General features: G+C 52.6%; 12 protein-coding genes and 2 pseudogenes. 4 read left to right on the top strand and 10 right to left on the bottom strand.

The window, feature by feature from the left end; genetic code table 11:
• Nucleotides 1–226: 226 nt before the first annotated feature.
• The 9 genes and pseudogenes from SBO83_RS15465 to SBO83_RS15430 form a co-directional block, all read right to left on the bottom strand.
• Complete coding sequence (locus SBO83_RS15465) at nt 227–415, bottom strand: YjfB family protein (protein WP_034795659.1); 189 nt, start codon at nt 413–415, stop codon at nt 227–229.
• Nucleotides 416–606: 191 nt separating this feature from the next.
• Entirely contained in the window at nt 607–1,638 is a 1,032-nt protein-coding gene (locus tag SBO83_RS15460) for a methionine synthase (RefSeq protein WP_353504142.1), read from the bottom strand.
• Nucleotides 1,639–1,664: 26 nt separating this feature from the next.
• Entirely contained in the window at nt 1,665–2,645 is a 981-nt protein-coding gene (locus SBO83_RS15455; RefSeq protein WP_396132133.1) for a DUF1852 domain-containing protein, read from the bottom strand.
• Nucleotides 2,646–3,042: 397 nt separating this feature from the next.
• Nucleotides 3,043–9,897, bottom strand: coding sequence for an autotransporter outer membrane beta-barrel domain-containing protein (locus SBO83_RS15450; RefSeq protein ID WP_449536235.1), 6,855 nt, complete (start codon nt 9,895–9,897; stop codon nt 3,043–3,045).
• Between the two features lie 45 nt (nt 9,898–9,942).
• Nucleotides 9,943–10,041 (bottom strand): annotated as a pseudogene (locus tag SBO83_RS21420) (ESPR-type extended signal peptide-containing protein); the annotation flags it as partial.
• Between the two features lie 540 nt (nt 10,042–10,581).
• A pseudogene (locus SBO83_RS15445) lies at nt 10,582–10,863 on the bottom strand (GNAT family N-acetyltransferase); the annotation flags it as partial.
• 118 nt (nt 10,864–10,981) lie between these two features.
• A complete protein-coding gene (arsH, locus tag SBO83_RS15440) occupies nt 10,982–11,695 on the bottom strand; it encodes an arsenical resistance protein ArsH (RefSeq protein ID WP_396132131.1) in 714 nt (237 codons plus the stop codon).
• Nucleotides 11,676–12,026, bottom strand: coding sequence for a metalloregulator ArsR/SmtB family transcription factor (locus SBO83_RS15435; RefSeq protein WP_396132130.1), 351 nt, complete (start codon nt 12,024–12,026; stop codon nt 11,676–11,678). Before SBO83_RS15435 ends, arsH begins: the two co-directional genes overlap by 20 nt.
• Before the next feature lie 157 nt (nt 12,027–12,183).
• Entirely contained in the window at nt 12,184–12,480 is a 297-nt protein-coding gene (locus tag SBO83_RS15430; protein ID WP_396132129.1) for a DUF1127 domain-containing protein, read from the bottom strand.
• Nucleotides 12,481–12,648: 168 nt separating this feature from the next.
• Here SBO83_RS15430 and SBO83_RS15425 point away from each other — a divergent pair, with 168 nt between their 5' ends.
• Entirely contained in the window at nt 12,649–14,100 is a 1,452-nt protein-coding gene (locus tag SBO83_RS15425; RefSeq protein ID WP_396132128.1) for an aminotransferase class I/II-fold pyridoxal phosphate-dependent enzyme, read from the top strand.
• Between the two features lie 33 nt (nt 14,101–14,133).
• Here the strand turns inward: SBO83_RS15425 and SBO83_RS15420 are convergent, their stop codons facing one another.
• Nucleotides 14,134–14,883, bottom strand: a complete 750-nt coding sequence (locus tag SBO83_RS15420; protein WP_396132262.1) for an SDR family oxidoreductase — start codon at nt 14,881–14,883, stop codon at nt 14,134–14,136.
• A 188-nt stretch (nt 14,884–15,071) separates the two neighbouring features.
• On the opposite strand from SBO83_RS15420, the gene SBO83_RS15415 reads away from it, so the two are divergent.
• From SBO83_RS15415 to SBO83_RS15405, 3 genes are all read left to right on the top strand, one after another.
• Nucleotides 15,072–15,857, top strand: coding sequence for an alpha/beta fold hydrolase (locus SBO83_RS15415; protein WP_396132127.1), 786 nt, complete (start codon nt 15,072–15,074; stop codon nt 15,855–15,857).
• Nucleotides 15,858–15,932: 75 nt separating this feature from the next.
• Nucleotides 15,933–16,604 carry a heavy metal response regulator transcription factor gene (locus tag SBO83_RS15410; protein WP_396132126.1) on the top strand — a complete coding sequence of 224 codons (672 nt, stop codon included), beginning with the start codon at nt 15,933–15,935 and terminating at the stop codon, nt 16,602–16,604.
• Complete coding sequence (locus SBO83_RS15405; RefSeq protein WP_396132125.1) at nt 16,601–17,995, top strand: heavy metal sensor histidine kinase; 1,395 nt, start codon at nt 16,601–16,603, stop codon at nt 17,993–17,995. The genes SBO83_RS15410 and SBO83_RS15405 overlap by 4 nt, the downstream gene beginning before the upstream one ends.
• The last annotated feature ends 25 nt before the right edge of the window (nt 17,996–18,020 follow it).

Genomic DNA, 18,020 nt, shown 5'->3' with positions numbered 1-18,020 from the left:
TTTTATAAGATGTAATGATGACAACTGCGCGATGAACTCGGGATGCAAGGTAGAATATCTTTTAACGGGCGAGAATAGCACTCCGCATCTTGCTTTTTTGTTCAATGAACTTGCCCACCAGCAGTTGGGGTCATGCAGGCTTTGAAAAGGAAAACGGCTATCAATGGAGGGAAGCGATGGGGGAAATTATCCCGCCACCGCTCAACTTACGTTGGACATTGACGACTCAGACAGCGATATTAATATTGCGGCCGATTGCTGGGTTAGCAGGCAACGGCGGAATGGCATCAAGCAGGCTGGCGGCCGTAGTCTGTTGGTTATCCAGCGCTTTTTTTAGCAGGATAGTGTTCACCTTACTGCCGAGATCCAGGTTATCCAGCCCGGTCGCGACTGAAGCAATCTGCGATACATCCATTCTATTCTCCTTTTCAAAACAAAAATTGCTCACGGCTTGGACCCAAGCCTGAAGATGTTATCGGCAATTTATGGGGATTCTTTTGGTCTGTTAGAAATTTGGATGAACTCAAAACAACTCAGCCCAGAAGGCAATCTCTTCGATTGCACATTCCGGGCTGAGTTTTCATCATGTAAGAGTGTTTGGCGGAGTTATTTAGCCAGCAGCTCTTTACGCACGATTTCTGCACCTGCACTCAGTGCATCCAACTTGCCGCGCGCGATGCCGCGAGGAAGTGGGATCATGCCGCAGTTGGTGCATGGATAGAGTTTGTCGGCGTCAACGAATTGCAGCGCTTTGCGCAGGGTCGCGGCGACTTCCTCTGGTGTCTCAACGGTACTGCTCGCCACGTCAATGGCCCCCACCATCACCTTCTTACCGCGAATCAGCTCCATCAGCTCCATTGGAACGTGGGAGTTGTGGCATTCCAGAGAGATAATATCGATGTTGGATTTTTGCAGTTTCGGGAAGATCTCTTCGTACTGCCTCCACTCGGTGCCCAGCGTCTTTTTCCAGTCGGTGTTGGCTTTGATGCCGTAGCCGTAGCAGATGTGCACGGCGGTTTCGCATTTCAGGCCCTCGATGGCGCGCTCTAGGGTAGCAATACCCCAATCATTTACTTCATCGAAGAACACGTTAAAGGCTGGCTCGTCGAACTGGATGATATCCACACCGGCGGCTTCCAACTCTTTGGCTTCTTCATTGAGGATTTTTGCAAATTCCCACGCCAGTTTTTCGCGACTTTTGTAGTGGTTGTCATACAGGGTGTCGATCATGGTCATAGGACCCGGCAGCGCCCACTTGATTGGCTGGTCAGTCTGCTTACGCAAGAACTTAGCGTCTTCAACAAATACGGACTTCTGGCGGCTCACTGGACCAACCACGGTCGGTACGCTGGCTTCATAACGGTCACGGATTTTGACAATTTCGCGTTTCTCAAAATCAACGCCATTAAGGTGCTCGATAAAGGTGGTGACGAAGTGCTGACGCGTTTGCTCGCCGTCGCTGACGATATCAATACCGGCCTGCTGTTGATCTTCCAGACACAGACGCAAAGCATCCAGCTTGCCGTCGACGAGTTCTTGATCCTGCAATTTCCAAGGTGACCAAAGTTGCTCAGGCTGTGCCAGCCAAGAAGGTTTAGGTAAGCTGCCAGCAGTTGAAGTCGGTAATAACTTTTTCATAATGGATGACCCTGTGTTTTGGTTAATCAAAGAACGGAATTAGCAGACCATTGCTCAAGAATAGTTTGGTGAGGCTTAATGAATTCTTCTTCAGTAAACTTCCCCTGCTCAACGGCTAATTGGCTACGTTCTTCACGATCATAAACAATGCGAGTTAATGAATAATCTTGTTGGTTCAAACTTGGCTGATAGCAGCGACCCGCCGGAGAGTTCGCGTTGTAAATCTCTGGGCGATAAATCTTCTGGAAGGTTTCCATGGTGCTGATGGTGCTAATCAGTTCCAGATTGGTGTAATCGCTGAGTAAATCACCGGCGAAATAGAAGGCTAAAGGCGCGACGCTACCGGCAGGCATGAAGTAACGAGCCTGCAAACCCATTCTGCCGAAATAGAGATCGGTCAAAGAAGATTGATCATCTTGCTCATATTCAATGCCCAATACCGGGTGCACATTACCAGTACGGTTATAGATATTCTTGCTCGAGACGCTCAGGCAGATAACCGGCGTCTTGTTGAAATTCTGCTTGTAAGCTTCTGAATTAATGAAGCATTTGAAGATATTGCCATGCAATTCACCAAAGTTTTCTGGGATGGTGAATTGGTTCTTTCCCTTATTGTGCTCGGACAACAACACGCTGAAGTCGTAATCACGCACATAAGAGGAGAAGTTATTGCCGACAATACCTTCAATGCGCTCGTTGGTTTTTTTATCAACGATATTGGTTTTCAAAATTTCAATAACCGGGAAGGACGTGCCTGCACTTTCAATCTTCAACTCAACGGAAATGATGTCCAGTTCGACGGTATAGCGATCTGACTTCGGGTTATCCCAGTTCGCCAGAGAGTTAAAACGATTATCGATCATCACTAAGGCGTTGTGCAGGTTCTCTTGGCGTTTCTCACCGCGAGCCAAATTAGCAAAGTTAGTTGTAATGCGCGTGCTAGTAGACGGATTGTAATTCTCGTCAAAGCGCAAACTTTTCGTCGTAAATGTGAAATTATTATTCATTGTAATTTGGTTCCTAACTTCCGGTATAAAATATGGTTAATTGCTCTTTACTCAGGACTTCCTAATTTTCTGTTCTAGTTTTGTCATTAAGTCGCCCTTATGTGATCTACAGCAAATCTCTGAAGACAATTTATGCCTGAGTCGTTGGATGAGGAAAAGTGATTTAATTTCATTGAACATGAGCTATTTTCATGTCCAGACGTATAGACGTCTTTAACGCTATCTCAAACCCTTTGCCACTAAGGGATTACAGCTGGGATCAAGGGGATTTAACGAAGGGGGCAGAAGGGCAATGTTTTGGTAAGCCCATGTTTCGAGATAAATTTAAAGCGCCCCGAAGGGCGCTTGATTCACTTTAGGTTTGAGAAACAACCACCGTTTTACGCAATCATGGCTATCAGAAGCTGACTTTAATGCCCATCAAGGCGCTGGTATCTGAATAACCACTGCCGCCCATCTGCTGAGCCACGTTGCCCCACAGATTCACGCCCGGTTTAATCTGGCCTTCAACCCCCACTTTGAGTTCGCCAAGGTTGCGCGCGCCCTTTTGGGTCACGTTAACGCCGTTGAGCTGGCTACCAAACGAATGGGTATTGCTGATCAGGTTTGCCTCAACAAAGGGTTCGAACGAACGGTTTTTACCTTCATCAATCTGGCTATGACCTTTGATGAAGGCGCGAACACCAAGGCGAGCCTGAAGGTTGCCGTCACCTAAACCTTCTACGCGAGTGCCATTGTCTTCGCGAATACTGTCCGCTTCGACGCCCATCCAGGTTAGCTGGGCTTTAGGCTGCAAGTAGTAGCTCTCGTGATCGTTTTTCTCGCCCACTTTCCAGGTGTAACCACTTTCAACCGATGCTGTTATCCCTTTCGATTTATATGACTCTGCCGCGAGAGAATCCCCTTTTACAGTGTTGTTAAACCAGCTGTACTGCGCCCATGTATCCACATAAGCCCCGGTTTTCTCAACATTGTCCTGTAGCCAGGTTCCATACACGCCGAGACTATAACCGTTGATGCTACCGTCGGCTTTCTCGCCGGTAAGGCGATTGCGGCTGTTGCTGCTCTGGTTTGCATAACCTGCCATGACGCCGAGGTGATAACGGTCAGCGCCGTCTGAGCTCCACTGGGCTATATCGCCGCCCATTTGCATCACATAGCGATTAGCCTGCGTTTTCATCTGGCCGCTGCTGTCCGCCGAGCGCGTATGGCCGCCCACGTTGCGCAGCCACACGCTGGTTACTTTCTCCTCACCGGTTATCGCATCGACATAATGGGTTTCCCCCAGACGGTCATGAAGTCGGGTATTAAACAGCGTATTGGCTGCTGCCATGTTCGAGGCGTAAGCACTGGATTCCGGGCGATACACTTCCACCACTTCAGGGTCGGGTTTGTTACCGCCGCCACCACCTTCATTCAAGGTGTTGGAAAGATACCAGTGATTAGCATTGCCCTCCTCACCGCGCTGTAAGTGATAATCGTAGGCACCGGCAACAATACGCCCCTCCTGCACAAATTCGCCGTCGGACTGACCGTTAACACGGATAAGCTCGATGCCGTTGAGGGTTTTGGCCCCGCTGCCGCCCGCATTATTGACGCTGACCCGCGTGCTGCCCTGAGTGTCGCCCTCGACCACCATTTTGTCGGTGACTGAACTGTCGTCGCCTAACGCAGTGTTAAAAGTCAGATGCCCATTATTGCCCGCGTAGTTGCCCGCAACGTGCAGCAGATTACCCGCCGTGCGACCTGCTCGCCCGATGGAGGCTTCGCCATCGTTGTTCAGATTGCCTGCAATATTAAAAGTCTGTGCTTCGCCCGTTGCTCTGGCCAAAGGGTTCAGCGCACCTAACAATAGCGTACCCTGATTGTTCACATTACCCGCGGTACCGCCAAAACCTCCTGCAGTTGCGCCAGACGCGATGTTGAGTTCACCCGAAGCCAGCGTTACGTCACTGCCCGCGCTGCCCAGTTGCAGGCCACCCGCGTTAACATGGGTGTCGCCGGTGAATTGCGCCGCTGCCTGAGTTAGCGTGACCACGCCGCTGCCATTTTGATTCAGAATGCCACTACCTGTAACGCGATTGCCAAGCGTCCAACTCTCCACAGAAGCCAGATTCAGGGCACCTTCATTGCTGACTGCCGCCGTACCGAGGCTGTTTTGACCCGTAACCGTCAGCGCGGAGTCTTTATCCGTGGTGAAGGTGCCGGAGAAGTGTTGATTATCGCCCATCAGTTTGACGTCGCTGGCATTGGCGATTTGCGTTTCACCCTTGCCGCTCAGGCTGTTAAACAGGCTGCCTGCGGCATTTTTGATGGCCAGCAAGCCGTCGTTCGAGATGCTTCCCATTCCCAAGCCCGAAGTGTTATTGAGCTGTACGTCAGCACCGGAGGCGATGGACGTCGCCGCCGTAAGCCCGGCGTTACTGCCGTTTATCGCCAGCGTGCCGCCATTGACGTTGAGTGCGCCACTGCCTTGCAGCACGCCATCGACAGTACCGCCATGGGTGATATCTAGCGCGCCGTTGGCAACATTCACCATCGAGCCGGACTGGGTGTTCAGCATGCCCACTGCCTGATGATGGCCATTCATGTCGAAGCCGGTGCCCGAAGCCAGTGCCAACTCAGATGTCTGGCCCAGCACATTGTCGTTATTCATCAACAAGGTGCCGCTGCGCACATCGGTTTTCCTCTGATAGTCATTGTCCAAGTTGGAAAGCGAAACCACTTGGCCCACGCCAGTATCAATTGCCAGATCTCCAGCACCGGTTAACTTCGCGCTCATATCAGCCGAGTTACCGGTCTGGCCATAAGCATTCAATATCAAGGCATTACTGCCTGACGTTAACAGATCGAGTTCGGTTAAGCCGTAGCTGGTATAAAGGCCGTCATCCGCCTCGCCGCTGGTCAGTCGATAGTCATAGGTAGCGTTGGCGACGGTTTCTCCGCCCTGAATGACGCCGCGCTCCAGCGCCGCGGTGATCAGATCACCGAACTGGTCGCGCAATGCTAAGTTGCCGCCGCTGCCTGTGACAGCCACATCACTGCCCGCCAGTTTAATGCCCAACTGGCCTTCATCCTGCTGGAGTAGTGAGAGGGTCGCTGGTGGCAAGGTTGGGGTGTTACTCACCGAGCCGGCGTTAATCCCAACCGTACCGCGTCCATCAATATCCAGTAAGTTCGCGGTTTGCACCATGCCTTTAGCCATGGTTTCACCCGGCGTCCCAGTGTCAAACGACAGAGTTCCGCCATCAAAACGTAATCCACCGATATTTTGCGTCCCGTCGCCGACGGTGGTGTGGCTACCACTGCTTGCCTGCAAAGTGGCGTTAGTCAGTGCCTGAGTGTTTAAACCTTCGAGGCTGAATGTGGTATCACTCAGTGCCAGCGTCCCGCTGAAACTGTTCATGGCATTGTTGGCCGTGAAGTCGAAAGCGTTACCCGCCGTGCTGGCAGCGATTGTGCCCGCGCCGCTGATATGGCTGGCAAATTGGGTATCACTGCTCTGCTTCAACACCAGAGTGCTGTCGCCATCAATGCTAAAACCGGTCCCCGCGCCATCGTCTTTTGCATCGCCTAACGGCAGCAGGATGTTATCCAGCGTGAGAGTCGAGTTATTGGCCAGATTGACTTCTTCGAAGCCAGCGACGGTTTTCCCGGTTTGTGCCAGCGTCATCAGGCTGTTCAACAGATTCAGCTTGTCATGGCCCGCGCCCGCATTCAGTGAGCTGAATAAATTGCTATCAGTGGCGTCGATATTGACCAGATTAAAGGTGTCATTGCCCCCCGCGCTCGTCACATCCGTCGCGGTGCTGCCGTGCTGTAAGTCAACCGTATGGTTGTTGGCCGTGGTGAGATTCACCTGCCCGATAATATTGCCGCCCTGCGCGTTCACGAAGTGCACGCCTGACAGGCCACTGGTAATTTCCAGTGCGACCTGCGCGGCTGAGTTAGCGATAATGTCACCACGGTTGATGAAGCTGCCGAGGTAGCCATTGTTGACGTCAACCACCGGGTTGGTGGTGGATTTCGACACCAGACGGCCGCTCTGTTCAACCACTGAAGTCGTTCCGCCTACTTTAAGGGCCGGACCGCCAGCGGCATCATTAACGTTAACGCTCGCGCCGGACTTCACCTTCCCCTTGAGGTTCGTGACGATACCGCTGCCGGAAGCCTGATTAACATTGATAACCAAATTACGCGAGTTGGACATATCCATGTCGCCATCGGCTATCGAGCCATCAGCGTGCTGTAAAAGCAGGCCGGTGCCGCTGCCATTGACCGTAATGGTGCCACTGTTGTTCGCATCCATGCTGGCGGCAGTACGTACACCGGCGCCGTTATCGACCGTAATGTGAGTGTTGTCGAGTTTGATTCCGGCGATTTCTGCCTTGTTTTCGATGGCATTGCCGTTGGCTACGGGATCCATGATGATGCTGGCGTCCTTCACCGTCAGGCCATGCGCGCCGGTATCAAGCAGAATGCCGTGTGCGCTGCCGCTGGCTTTTACAATACCCAGCCCGTCGAGAGCCAGATCCGCGCCATTGCCAACCTTGATCGCCGCTTCGCCATCACCGGCTTCAATGGTGCCGGTATTGGTTACGGTTGAGGTACTGCCCTGAATATTTACGGCAACGCCGTTGACGTGAATATCGCCGCTGTTATCCAGTGTCCCGCCATCAACCAATACGCCAGTGGCGCCCGCGGTGGTGAAGTTGATACTGCCTTTTTGGTCGAGCGTACCGCCGTTGCGGGCAATAAAGCCCACGGCATTCGCCGCCGTTGCCACGCTGTTATCCAGCATGGCATAGCTGGTCAACGTGGCGTTGCCACGATAGCTAGGATCGCCCGCGCCGGTGATATCGCTATAGCTGCCGTCAACAATGCCCGCGGTGCTGCCTGCGCCGGTCAGCGAAAGCGTCGTGTCACTGGATAATGTGCCTTGCGCATCCCCCATCACCTTAATACCCGTCGCGCCTTCACCGCTGGCGGTAATACTCATATTGCCAGTGTTAAGTTGGCTCGTCTGGCCGTTACTGGTGACCAGAAGCGCGGTTGAGTTCTTACCACTGCTTTCAAGGGATGACGTGCTACCCGCGCCGTCAAAGCCGGCACCGCCATCAATACGGTAAAGCGTAGAGCCTTCTGTGGTCACGTTTTGGCTGCCGGTGCTCTTATCCACCACTTTCGACCCGGCCCCCAAGACGAAGTAACCCGTTTGGTTAAGACCGTCGAATTTCATTTCACCAGCACCGTCCACCTCAATGGTGCCGCCATTGCGAGCGTGGGCACCAACGGCACCGTCGCCCTTCAAATCGATCAAGCCGGCGTTGGCAACCGTCGCGCGCGCGCCGTCGGCCCACAGACCGTAGTTGGCTGTTTTGGTCGTAGGATCCACTCCACGATTAACCGTAATAGTGCCCGCATTGCGCACGGCACTGTCTAGCGCATCAGCAACGGCCGATTTTGCCATCATCGCAACGGAGTTAATGCCATTAAGGAGGATATTACCCGTGCTAGCGTTAACGACGTTGGACGCGCCTAGAGCCGCCATGATGCCAACGTTTTGCAATGGCGCGGCCCCTGCAACGCCGTCAGCGGCGCCATTAATCGTAATAAAGCCGCTGTTTTCGACATTGCTGGTTGCGCCTTCTGCGACAACGCCATAGCTGCCTTGTGTCTTGCTGCCAAGAGTAAGCAGACCGTTTTCTTTATTGGTGAACAGGCCCTGCTTAACATAGACCAGCCTGCTCCCCGGAGCCGCGGAGGAGATATCAACCGAAGCAGAGCTGAGATCGCGCTGTGCTTCGCGGCCCAAATAGAGTTCAGCGTCGGCTTCATTGATCAATTTGGAGCCGACGTCGTTCAGCTGCACGCCAACGGTAAATTTCCCGCTGTATTGCGGCGAAGTGGCCCTTTCTACCGCTGAAACATTCAGGTTTCCAGTGTTGGTCATCACGGCGTTGTTGAACAGGTAGACGCCAACGTTGGAGACATAGCTGCCGTTGGGCGCGACGTTGATCACGCCCTGATTATTTACCGTCGCGTTGTTGGCCGCTATGCCTTCATTGTGCCCCTGGAAAACGATAGCGTTGGCGCCGTTGACCGTATATCCGGCCATTTCGGCATTGGTACCCGCATCAATTACGCCATAGTTATTAACGACCGCGCCATTTCTGGCGCTGACAACCATTGACCCTGCGCTGGTACTATTAAACATCCCCAAGCTGCCGTAGTTATTCAGCACGCCACCATTATCAAGCCTGACAATGGAGCTATCGGTTGAGTAGCCTTGAATAGAAGCATCGCTGGCAATATTCACCGTACCGCCGTCACCGTGAATATAAGCTACGCGTTGATAATTAACGTACTGGCTCGCTGCGTCATCTTGATCAATAACCGCATCGACATAGACCATTCGGCCCGAGGTTGGAATAGCTTTATTAAACTCTTCAACATATTTTTCAGGTGCGAGAGTGCCGCTTTGGATCGCGGCGATAAGTGCGCTGTTATAATTTTTTAGGTCATCAATGGTATTAACCGTCTGCGGACCTAATACGCTATCAAAGCTGCCATTAAACCCAGTTCTTACGCTGAGAATAGATTCGCCAATATTTTTAGCCTGATTATTAAAATTACCAAGGTGCACAACCGTTTTACTGTTGTAATCAATGGTTGAAGCTACGCCAACTTTAAATACTGAAGAGACAGCAGAAGAGCTGGCATCACCTTTCATGTAGAGTTTAAGGCGGTTATTAGGATCATTAAACCAGTCGCTACCTGAACTATCACCGACTGACACATCAAGCGTTCCACCACCGGTAACCTGAATTAAATTACGATCGACATACTGGCCATCTACCCCTACGGCATAAGCCAAAGGAATCGACTGGTCCAGCACGTTCGCCATCTTCAACTCATTGTTATTGTAGCCCTGAAATGTCGCGACATTGCCAATATTGGCGTCATAGTAGTCATAACCCACCATCTGGCCGGTGACCAAATTGCCTTTATCCAGGTCCGCTAGGGTTGCACCGCTATCCAAATCACGTAATTTTCCTTGAAGGATCGCCTCGCGTACGGACATACGGATGTAACCCGGATCGCCCGCGGCAATATTGTTCCAAGAGCTGCTAATTAATTTATCGTTACCCGTAATCGATTGAACATGCCCGCCGTCTTTAGAGTCAAACGCATCCACTTCTATCTCTGCTGCCATTGCGGGTGCAGTAAGCCCCAGCGCTAATGCAGTCATGGATAATATTCCCGCGTGACGCAATTGCACGCCGGTTTTTTTAGAATTGCCGCTTGAGCATTTGCTTTTTCCCTTGGTCAATTCTGAGGTAATATCAAAACGTTGCAAGGAGCTATTCCATTTAACTTTAAAGACTTTGTTCATATTGATTCCTGATTTCTTTAAGGCGAGCAATACCCCACCGAGTATTCGGTGTAATATTTATCTGAGTGGAATTAAAAATAAGAACGAGTATCGCTGATACATAGCCATACGCTGCGAGAGAACGTTTATAAAATCAGCTAAATTATTGGCCTTATACTGCAAGCACACCTAATAATTAGACTTCAGATAACAGGTTCGTGTTATTTCCACTGTAAAAGTGCTTAACGTTATGACGGAGGCGATATTCGATGCGCACACCGCCACTTCAGAACGAAGAGATATTGTCATTTTTTAGATGTGTCGGTAATAAGACGATCCTACAAAGGATGTAGGAAATGGCTTACATATGGCCTTTTTCTTATAAATTACATTCACTTTGTTGGATTAAGAAATATCTAGTTTGGCGGACGTCGATATCTGGATACGCCATTTGGAACTTGGACAGACGGGGAATAAGCTAGCGGATAGTAAAAGTGGTGAAGCAGTGCAGGCGGATCACCGCCCGCCAGAGGTTACTGACATGCTTTCTGTGACGGACCGTTACTTCTGATTCTCACTCCGGGTGTAGATATCAGGGCGGGTAATGGTCCATGCATAATTTTCTCTATTGGCGGGTTCATAGCCTAACTTTTCATACAGCCATGGGGCGGTGGTGGTGAACAACATGATCCGGTGCAGTTTCTCAAACACCGGATGAGCATGAACACATTCAATCAGCCATCGCCCAAGTCCCTCCCCCTGATATTCTTCAAGCACGTAGACATCGCACAGGTAAGCGAAGGTCGCATAGTCAGTGATTAGACGTGCAAAACCTATTTGGGAAACATTCATGGTTCGCTGAAATGTTCACTTTGCTACCTACTCACTGGATTGTGTGGGGGTTAACCCTATCATTGCATGGGGAAAGTCAGGCTGCTCGACCCAATATTTTCAGCGGCTTTTATATGCTCCGCTGATTCACTCTGGCCGAAAGCTGCTCGGCGCTCTCCTTTCTCTCGCTATAGCGATCGGTGAGATAGTCGGCGTTCCCGCGCGTCAGCACGGTGAACTTCATCAACTCCTCCATCACGTCGACAATACGATCATAATAGGCTGAAGGCTTCATCCGTCCTTCCTCATCGAACTCTGCCCAGGCTTTGGCCACCGATGACTGATTGGGGATGGTGATCATCCGCATCCAGCGACCCAGAATGCGCATTTGATTGACGGCGTTAAACGACTGAGAGCCGCCGCTGACCTGCATGACCGCCAGCGTCTTGCCCTGAGACGGGCGTACCGCGCCCATTGACAGCGGGATCCAATCAATCTGCGCCTTCATTACGCCGGTCATCGCGCCGTGGCGTTCTGGCGAGCACCAGACCATGCCTTCTGACCACAATACCAGCTCGCGCAGCTCGGCGACTTTAGGATGGGTTTCTGGGGCATCATCGGGCAAGGGCAGGCCGGACGGATTGAAAATTTTGACCTCGGCCCCCATTGCCTCCAGCAGGCGCGCTGCCTCTTCAGTGGCAAACCGGCTGAATGAGCGCTCACGCACTGAGCCATACAGCAGCAGTATGCGCGGTGGGTGTGCTGGCTGGGCTGCCGTCAGCTTCTCAGCGGTGATCGGCGCGTCAAAAAGTTGTTTATCCAAATTATTCATCTGCATGTCCATTGGATTTTCCTCCTAGATCTGTTGGCAATCGAATGTCGCATCCCCCTTCCCCCGAGCAGCACTCCTCGACCAGAAACACCAATAGTTGTTCAAGTCGCTGATACTGTGGCAGGCAAAAAAGCGTGCGGCCTTGTCGCTCTTGGCGAATAAGCCCGACGGTTAACAGCGCCGAGAGGTGGTGGCTCAGAGTCGAAGCCGGAATATCCAGCTGCGCCTGCAACTCGCCGACCGGCAACCCGCCGTGCCCGGCTTTGACCAGCGCCTTGTAGACAGCCAGTCGTGTAGGATGACCAAGCTCTTTTAACGCACTGGCCGCTGTGTTGAGATCCATAACGCCTCCTTTAAAACTATATTTCTAGAATAGTCGAAATATAGAGTGAGTCAACAGGAGTTTCAGATGCGACTTGTTGTCCCTCAGAATTTACCCCTAAACCTGTTTTAACTTGATGAAAGGCGAGTGCGTAGCAGGTCAATCCGCCCCTTGAGCATTACTTTATTCCCTGAGGCAAGTCTGGCCAGCCGGTGCGGTTCTGCTCCTTATCTAGCTCATCTCTGGATAAGCCAATATCACGCAGCTGGCTGTCGGAAAGGCTTTCAATAGTTGGGTGCGAGAGGTTTTTAACTTTCCCCGCTTTTTGCTGCCGTAAAGCCATTTTAAGCCTGCTTAACCACGACTGTTTTTGAGGTTTCATCACTGCCGCAGGTTGTTTTGTTGTACTCAACGAGCCCGCGCTGCCTCCACAGATATGGTCACAATATTGGCGCTCTTTCATCATCTTTTTCATCTTGCTTACCCCATTTACCCTGTGGCAATAATATGGAAGAAAGCTGATCGGCAATACAGACTCAGTTTTTGAAAATTTAATCAATACGGCGTCCATTTTTGTGACAGATATCGTCCAAAAGTTGAAAAATCTGTACTGTTTTAATCTTCAAAAAATGGAGAGTAATGAATGAAGCGTTACGACTATCTGGTCAACGTATTGAGCGAACGCATCGAGCAGGGTTTTTACCCGGCGGGCGACCGACTTCCCTCTATTCGGAATATGAGTAGCGAGCACAGTGTAAGCATCAGTACCGTGCAACAGGCGTACCGCGTACTGGAAGACAAAATGCTGGTGGAAGTCCGCCCAAAATCCGGATATTTCGTGACATTCCCGGCAGACGGCGACGGGCAACCTGCGACTAAGCGTCGAGCTCAGGCAGCGTTACCCGCCGTCTGCCGGCCCGCACAGCGGCCTGTAGATATTTCTCAGTGGGATCAAGTTTTAGACTTGATCACCTCGCCGAGGATGTCTGACGCCATTCAGTTTTACAGGGGGACGCCGGATATCTCTCCACCGACGCTTAAACCCCTTAATTTGGCGTTATCACGGGTTAGCCGTCATCAAAATCTCGAGGCTTTTCAAAGTGACAGCATTTTTGGCGTGCAGAAGTTACGAGAAGAAATTGCCCGGCTGATGATTGATAGCGGCAATTATATCAATGCCAGCAATATCATTATTACGACGGGGTGCCATGAGGCGCTGTCGATTGCTATTCGTTCAGTCTGTCAGGCAGGGGATATCGTCGCTGTAGATTCCCCAAGCTTCCATGGTGTGATGCAAACCTTAAGGGGCAATGGCATAAAAGCGCTGGAAATTGCCACGGATCCCGTGACGGGTATCAGTATTGAAGCTCTCGAAATGGCCATGAATCAGTGGCCAATCAAAGCCATCCAGCTCACGGCAAACTGCAATAGCCCCTTGGGGTTTAATATGCCAGATGAGCGCAAAAAGGCGTTATTGCGCCTCGCGCAGTCCCATGACATCGCCATCATTGAGGATGATGTCTATGGCGACCTGTCCTATCAGTACCCTCGCCCCAGCACCATTAGCTCATTTGATGAAGATGGCCGCGTTTTACTCTGCAGCTCGTTTTCTAAAACAATCGCGCCTGGGCTACGCATTGGCTGGCTGGCCCCCGGTCGTTATTACGATCGCTGCCTTTACATGAAATATATCAGCACGGGTCGAACCACCTCTTTGACCCAAATTGCAGTAACTGATTTTATTAAGCAGGGCCATTATTCGCAGCACCTGCGGCGTATGCGTAACCAATATCAAAAGAATCTGAGGATCATGACCGGCTGGGTCAATCAATACTTTCCTTGTGAAACGCGGGTAAGTCGGCCACAGGGCGGGTTTATGCTGTGGATTGAGCTGGATAAGCAGCTTGATACTCAGCGGCTGAATAAGTTGCTTGAGGAACACAATATACGCGTCGCCGTGGGCAGCATCTTCTCGGCATCGGGTAAATACCGTAATTGTCTGCGACTCAATTACTCGCAGCCTTTGACGGAGATTCATCAGCAAGCGATGCAACTCATTGGGCGAACAATAAAGGAGATGATGCAGGTAAAGTGATTGGCATCGACTTCACCTTGCTGTGTCGGTCCTCTATACCCCGCCGCACAGGTCAGTAAAACTGCCGGTCACAAAGGAGGCCTCGTCGCTCAGCAGCCAAAGAATGGCGTTGGCGACCTCTTCCGGCGTGCCGCCGCGCTGCATCGGGAAATTCTTGGCGATGCGGTCAACCCGTGCCGCCTCGCCGCCGTCGGCGTGGATATCGGTATAAATGCCTCCGGGGCGCACGCAGTTGACGCGAATACCTTCAGCCGCCACCTCTTTCGACAGCCCGACGGTGAAGGTGTCCACCGCGCCTTTGGAGGCGGCGTAATCCACATATTCAAACGGCGAGCCGCTGCGCGATGCGCCGGAGGACACATTGACAATCGCCCCGCCAGCGCCGCCTCTGGACCGCGCCATGCGTTTTATCGCTTCACGCGAACAGTAAAAGTGGCTCATCACGTTAGTCAGCAGTACCTGCTGGAAACGCTCTCCGTCCATCTCAATCATCGGCATTTTTTGCTTTAGGATCCCGACGTTATTCACCAAATGAGTAATGGCCCCAAGCTGGCTGTCGATGGTGGCGAAGACTTCTTTGACCTGCTGCTCGTTAGAGACGTCGCCGCGCACCGCGATGCACTGACCGCCAAGACTTAAAATCTCATCGCGAACCTTAAAAGCGGCCTGCTGGTCATTGACGTAATTTACAACGACGGCGTAACCCCGTTTTGCCGCCAATATCGCCGTGGCGGCCCCTATGCCCCGGCTGGAGCCAGTGACTAACAACACCTTTGGATTCATCATTATCCTGCTGAGTAACCTGTGGATTTACAGGATTTAACATAGCCCAAATAATCCGATGAAGTAAAAATAAGCTGGCCTAACTGATCGCGATTCGCCTTGTTGTCATTCTTTTGTCATTTTCTCGTCAGCCTTTTGTTGGCCCCTGCTTGCTAGAGTGTCATCACACACTGCCAAGGGGATTTATAATGAAATTACGCAATCTGTCACTTATCGCTTCACTGGTTCTGGCTGGCATGTCTCTCTCTACTGCTCAGGCGGATACCAGCAAGCCTGCCGCTGCTCAACCCGAAGTGACCAACATCGTGTTGGTTCACGGCCTGTTCGCTGACGCATCCAGCTGGGGTAAAGTTATTCCGCTGCTACAAGCTAAAGGTCTGCACGTCACTGCGGTGCAGAACCCAACTACCTCTTTGGATAACGACGTTGCCGCCGTGAAACGCGCGCTGGCGCTGCAAAACGGCCCGGTGATCCTGGTCGCCCACTCCTACGGCGGCATGGTGATTAGCCAGGCGGGCAACGAGCCAGAAGTGAAAGGTTTGGTGTATATCGCCGCGCGCGCTCCGGCTGCGGGTGAAGACTACCCGGCGCTGACCAAGAAATTCCCAGCCGCGCCAGCCTCTGCCGGTATCCAGTGGAACAGCGATTTTGGTGCCCTGAGCGAATCGGCCTTTGTGCATGATTTTGCTGGTGACCTGCCGGAGAAAGAAGCCAAGGCTTACTACGCCGTGCAGCAGCCTATGGGCCGCGCCATTACCATGGCCAAGACCAGCGTCGCGGCTTGGGAATTTAAGCCAACTTACTATGCTGTCTCGACCGAAGACCGCACCATCAACCCGGATCTCGAACGCTTCATGGCGAAACGTATGCACGCGCAGACGATCGAGCTAAAATCTAGCCATGTCTCATTGATTTCCCAGCCGGAAGCCGTGGCGAACCTGATTATGAAAGCCGCGCACGTGCCGGGTTACTGAGTTTTACTCCATCATCATGATGAGAACTGGGCGCCGCGTGCGCCCTTTGCTCCTGTATTCGAGGTTTGACGCTGCTTGAAAATTCTCATCGTTGAAGACGAAGAAAAAACCGCCGAGTATCTGCGCAATGGCCTTAATGAAGCGGGCTACACCGCAGACTGGGCGGCGAATGGCATCGACGGCCTGCACATGGCGCGGGAAAACGCTTATGACCTGATCCTGCTGGACGTCATGCTGCCAGAGATGGACGGCTGGACGGTGATGGAGCGTCTGCGCATCCACAGCCAGACGCCGGTGCTGTTTCTCAGTGCCCGTGGTGCGCTGGAAGACCGCCTGCGCGGCTTGGGGCTGGGTGCTGATGAGTATCTGGTTAAGCCTTTCTCCTACGCCGAGCTGCTGGCGCGCATTCGCATCATTCTGCGTCGTGGCCAGCCGCAGTCCGGTGACGTGCTGACGCTGGCGGATCTGCTGGTAGATATTGAAAAATTCCGCTGTGAGCGTGGCGGCAAACGCATCACCTTGACCAACAAAGAGTTCAAGCTGCTGGTCTGTTTCCTGCAACATCCGGGGGAGGTACTGTCGCGTACCTTTTTGGCTTCCCGCGTGTGGGACATGAATTTTGACAGCGACACCAACGTGGTGGATGTGGCGGTGAGAAGATTACGGCAGAAAATCGATGAGCCTTTCGACACCCAGTTAATACACACCATACACGGCGTTGGCTATCGCTGTGAGGCTGAGCCATGAGACGCATCTCCCTCACTTTTCGCCTGGCGGTGCTGCTGGCGGCCTTCTCTTTTGTGGCCTTTACCGTCATGGGCGGCGCGCTGTATTACGCGTTGCGCTATCAACTGACGCTCAGGGACGACGCGGCGCTGGTGTCGCGTGTCGACCAGATAGGCACCCTTTTGAGGGATCTGGACGCCCGTCAGCTGATCCATGAGAAGCCGCACCTGTTCGCCAATATGCTGGGCAACACCGAGTCGCTGCTGGTGATCCGCTATGTCGGCGGCCCGACCTTGTTAGAGGTCAACCCGCTCAAACGCCCGATCCCGCAGGTCACGCCGATTTCCGCCGAGCAGCGGCTGTCGCTGAATGCGGTGCATCACTCCCAGACCGCCGACGGCACGCCGATGATTTATATGGCCGCCACCAGCCCCTCTTCCAACGATTTAGTGCCGCTGGAGATCATCTCCAGCCGGGTATTGACCGATAGGACCCACATTCTGGATGTGTACCGTAATTACATCATTCTGTTTGCTTCGATGATGGCTGCCATATCTGTGGTTCTGGCGTTTATTTTTGCCCGTCGCGGCGTCTCGCCGCTGCGCAGGCTGGCGGAGAGAACCGCCAGAATTGGCACCCGCACCCTGTCATCGCGGCTGACCAAAGATGATGCCCCGACCGAGCTGGATACCCTGATTGATCAGATTAACGCCATGCTGGAAAGGCTCGAGCGCGGCTTTAAGCAGTTGAAGCAGGTGAGCGCCGACATGGCCCACGACTTGCGCACGCCGATCACCATTTTGCTGGGGCAGACTGAGGTAGGCCTCGGCGCGCCGCGCGAAAATGAGTATTACCGGCGGCTGCTGGGGTCCAATTTTGAGGAGCTTCAGCGTATGTCGCGAATGATCGACAATATGCTGTTCTTGGCGCAGGCCGAGCAACCCGACCTTGAGATTGAGCGTACGCTGCTGGACGCCACGCAGGACATGAGGCGGCTTTGTGACTATTTTGAGGACTTGGCCGCCGACCGGGATATTCAGATTCAGGTGAGTGGCGAAGGCACGCTGTTTGCCGACGCCATGCTGTTACGCCGCGCGCTGGCTAACTTGCTGTCCAACGCGGTGCGCCACGCCGCGCCGGGCAGCCTGATTGAAATCAACGCCATCCCTTCGGCCGAAGGCATGACCATTCAGGTGGTGAATCAGGGCGACACCATTTCTAAATCGCATCAGGAGAGGATTTTCGACCGATTCTATCGCGCAGACTCCTCGCGGCAGAACTCGTCAAACTCCAGCGGGCTGGGCCTGTCGATTGTCACCTCAATCATGCAACTGCACCAAGGCCGCTGCTGGGTGGAGAGCAACCAAGGCACCACTACGTTTGGGCTGTTTTTTCCGAATGCACAGGTGTAAATCCAAAATATGGGGTGTTATCCGC

It is taken from the genome of Ewingella allii (assembly GCF_044430645.1).
Lineage (GTDB): Bacteria > Pseudomonadota > Gammaproteobacteria > Enterobacterales > Enterobacteriaceae > Ewingella > Ewingella allii.
This window is presented reverse-complemented; position numbering and strand designations above follow the sequence as displayed.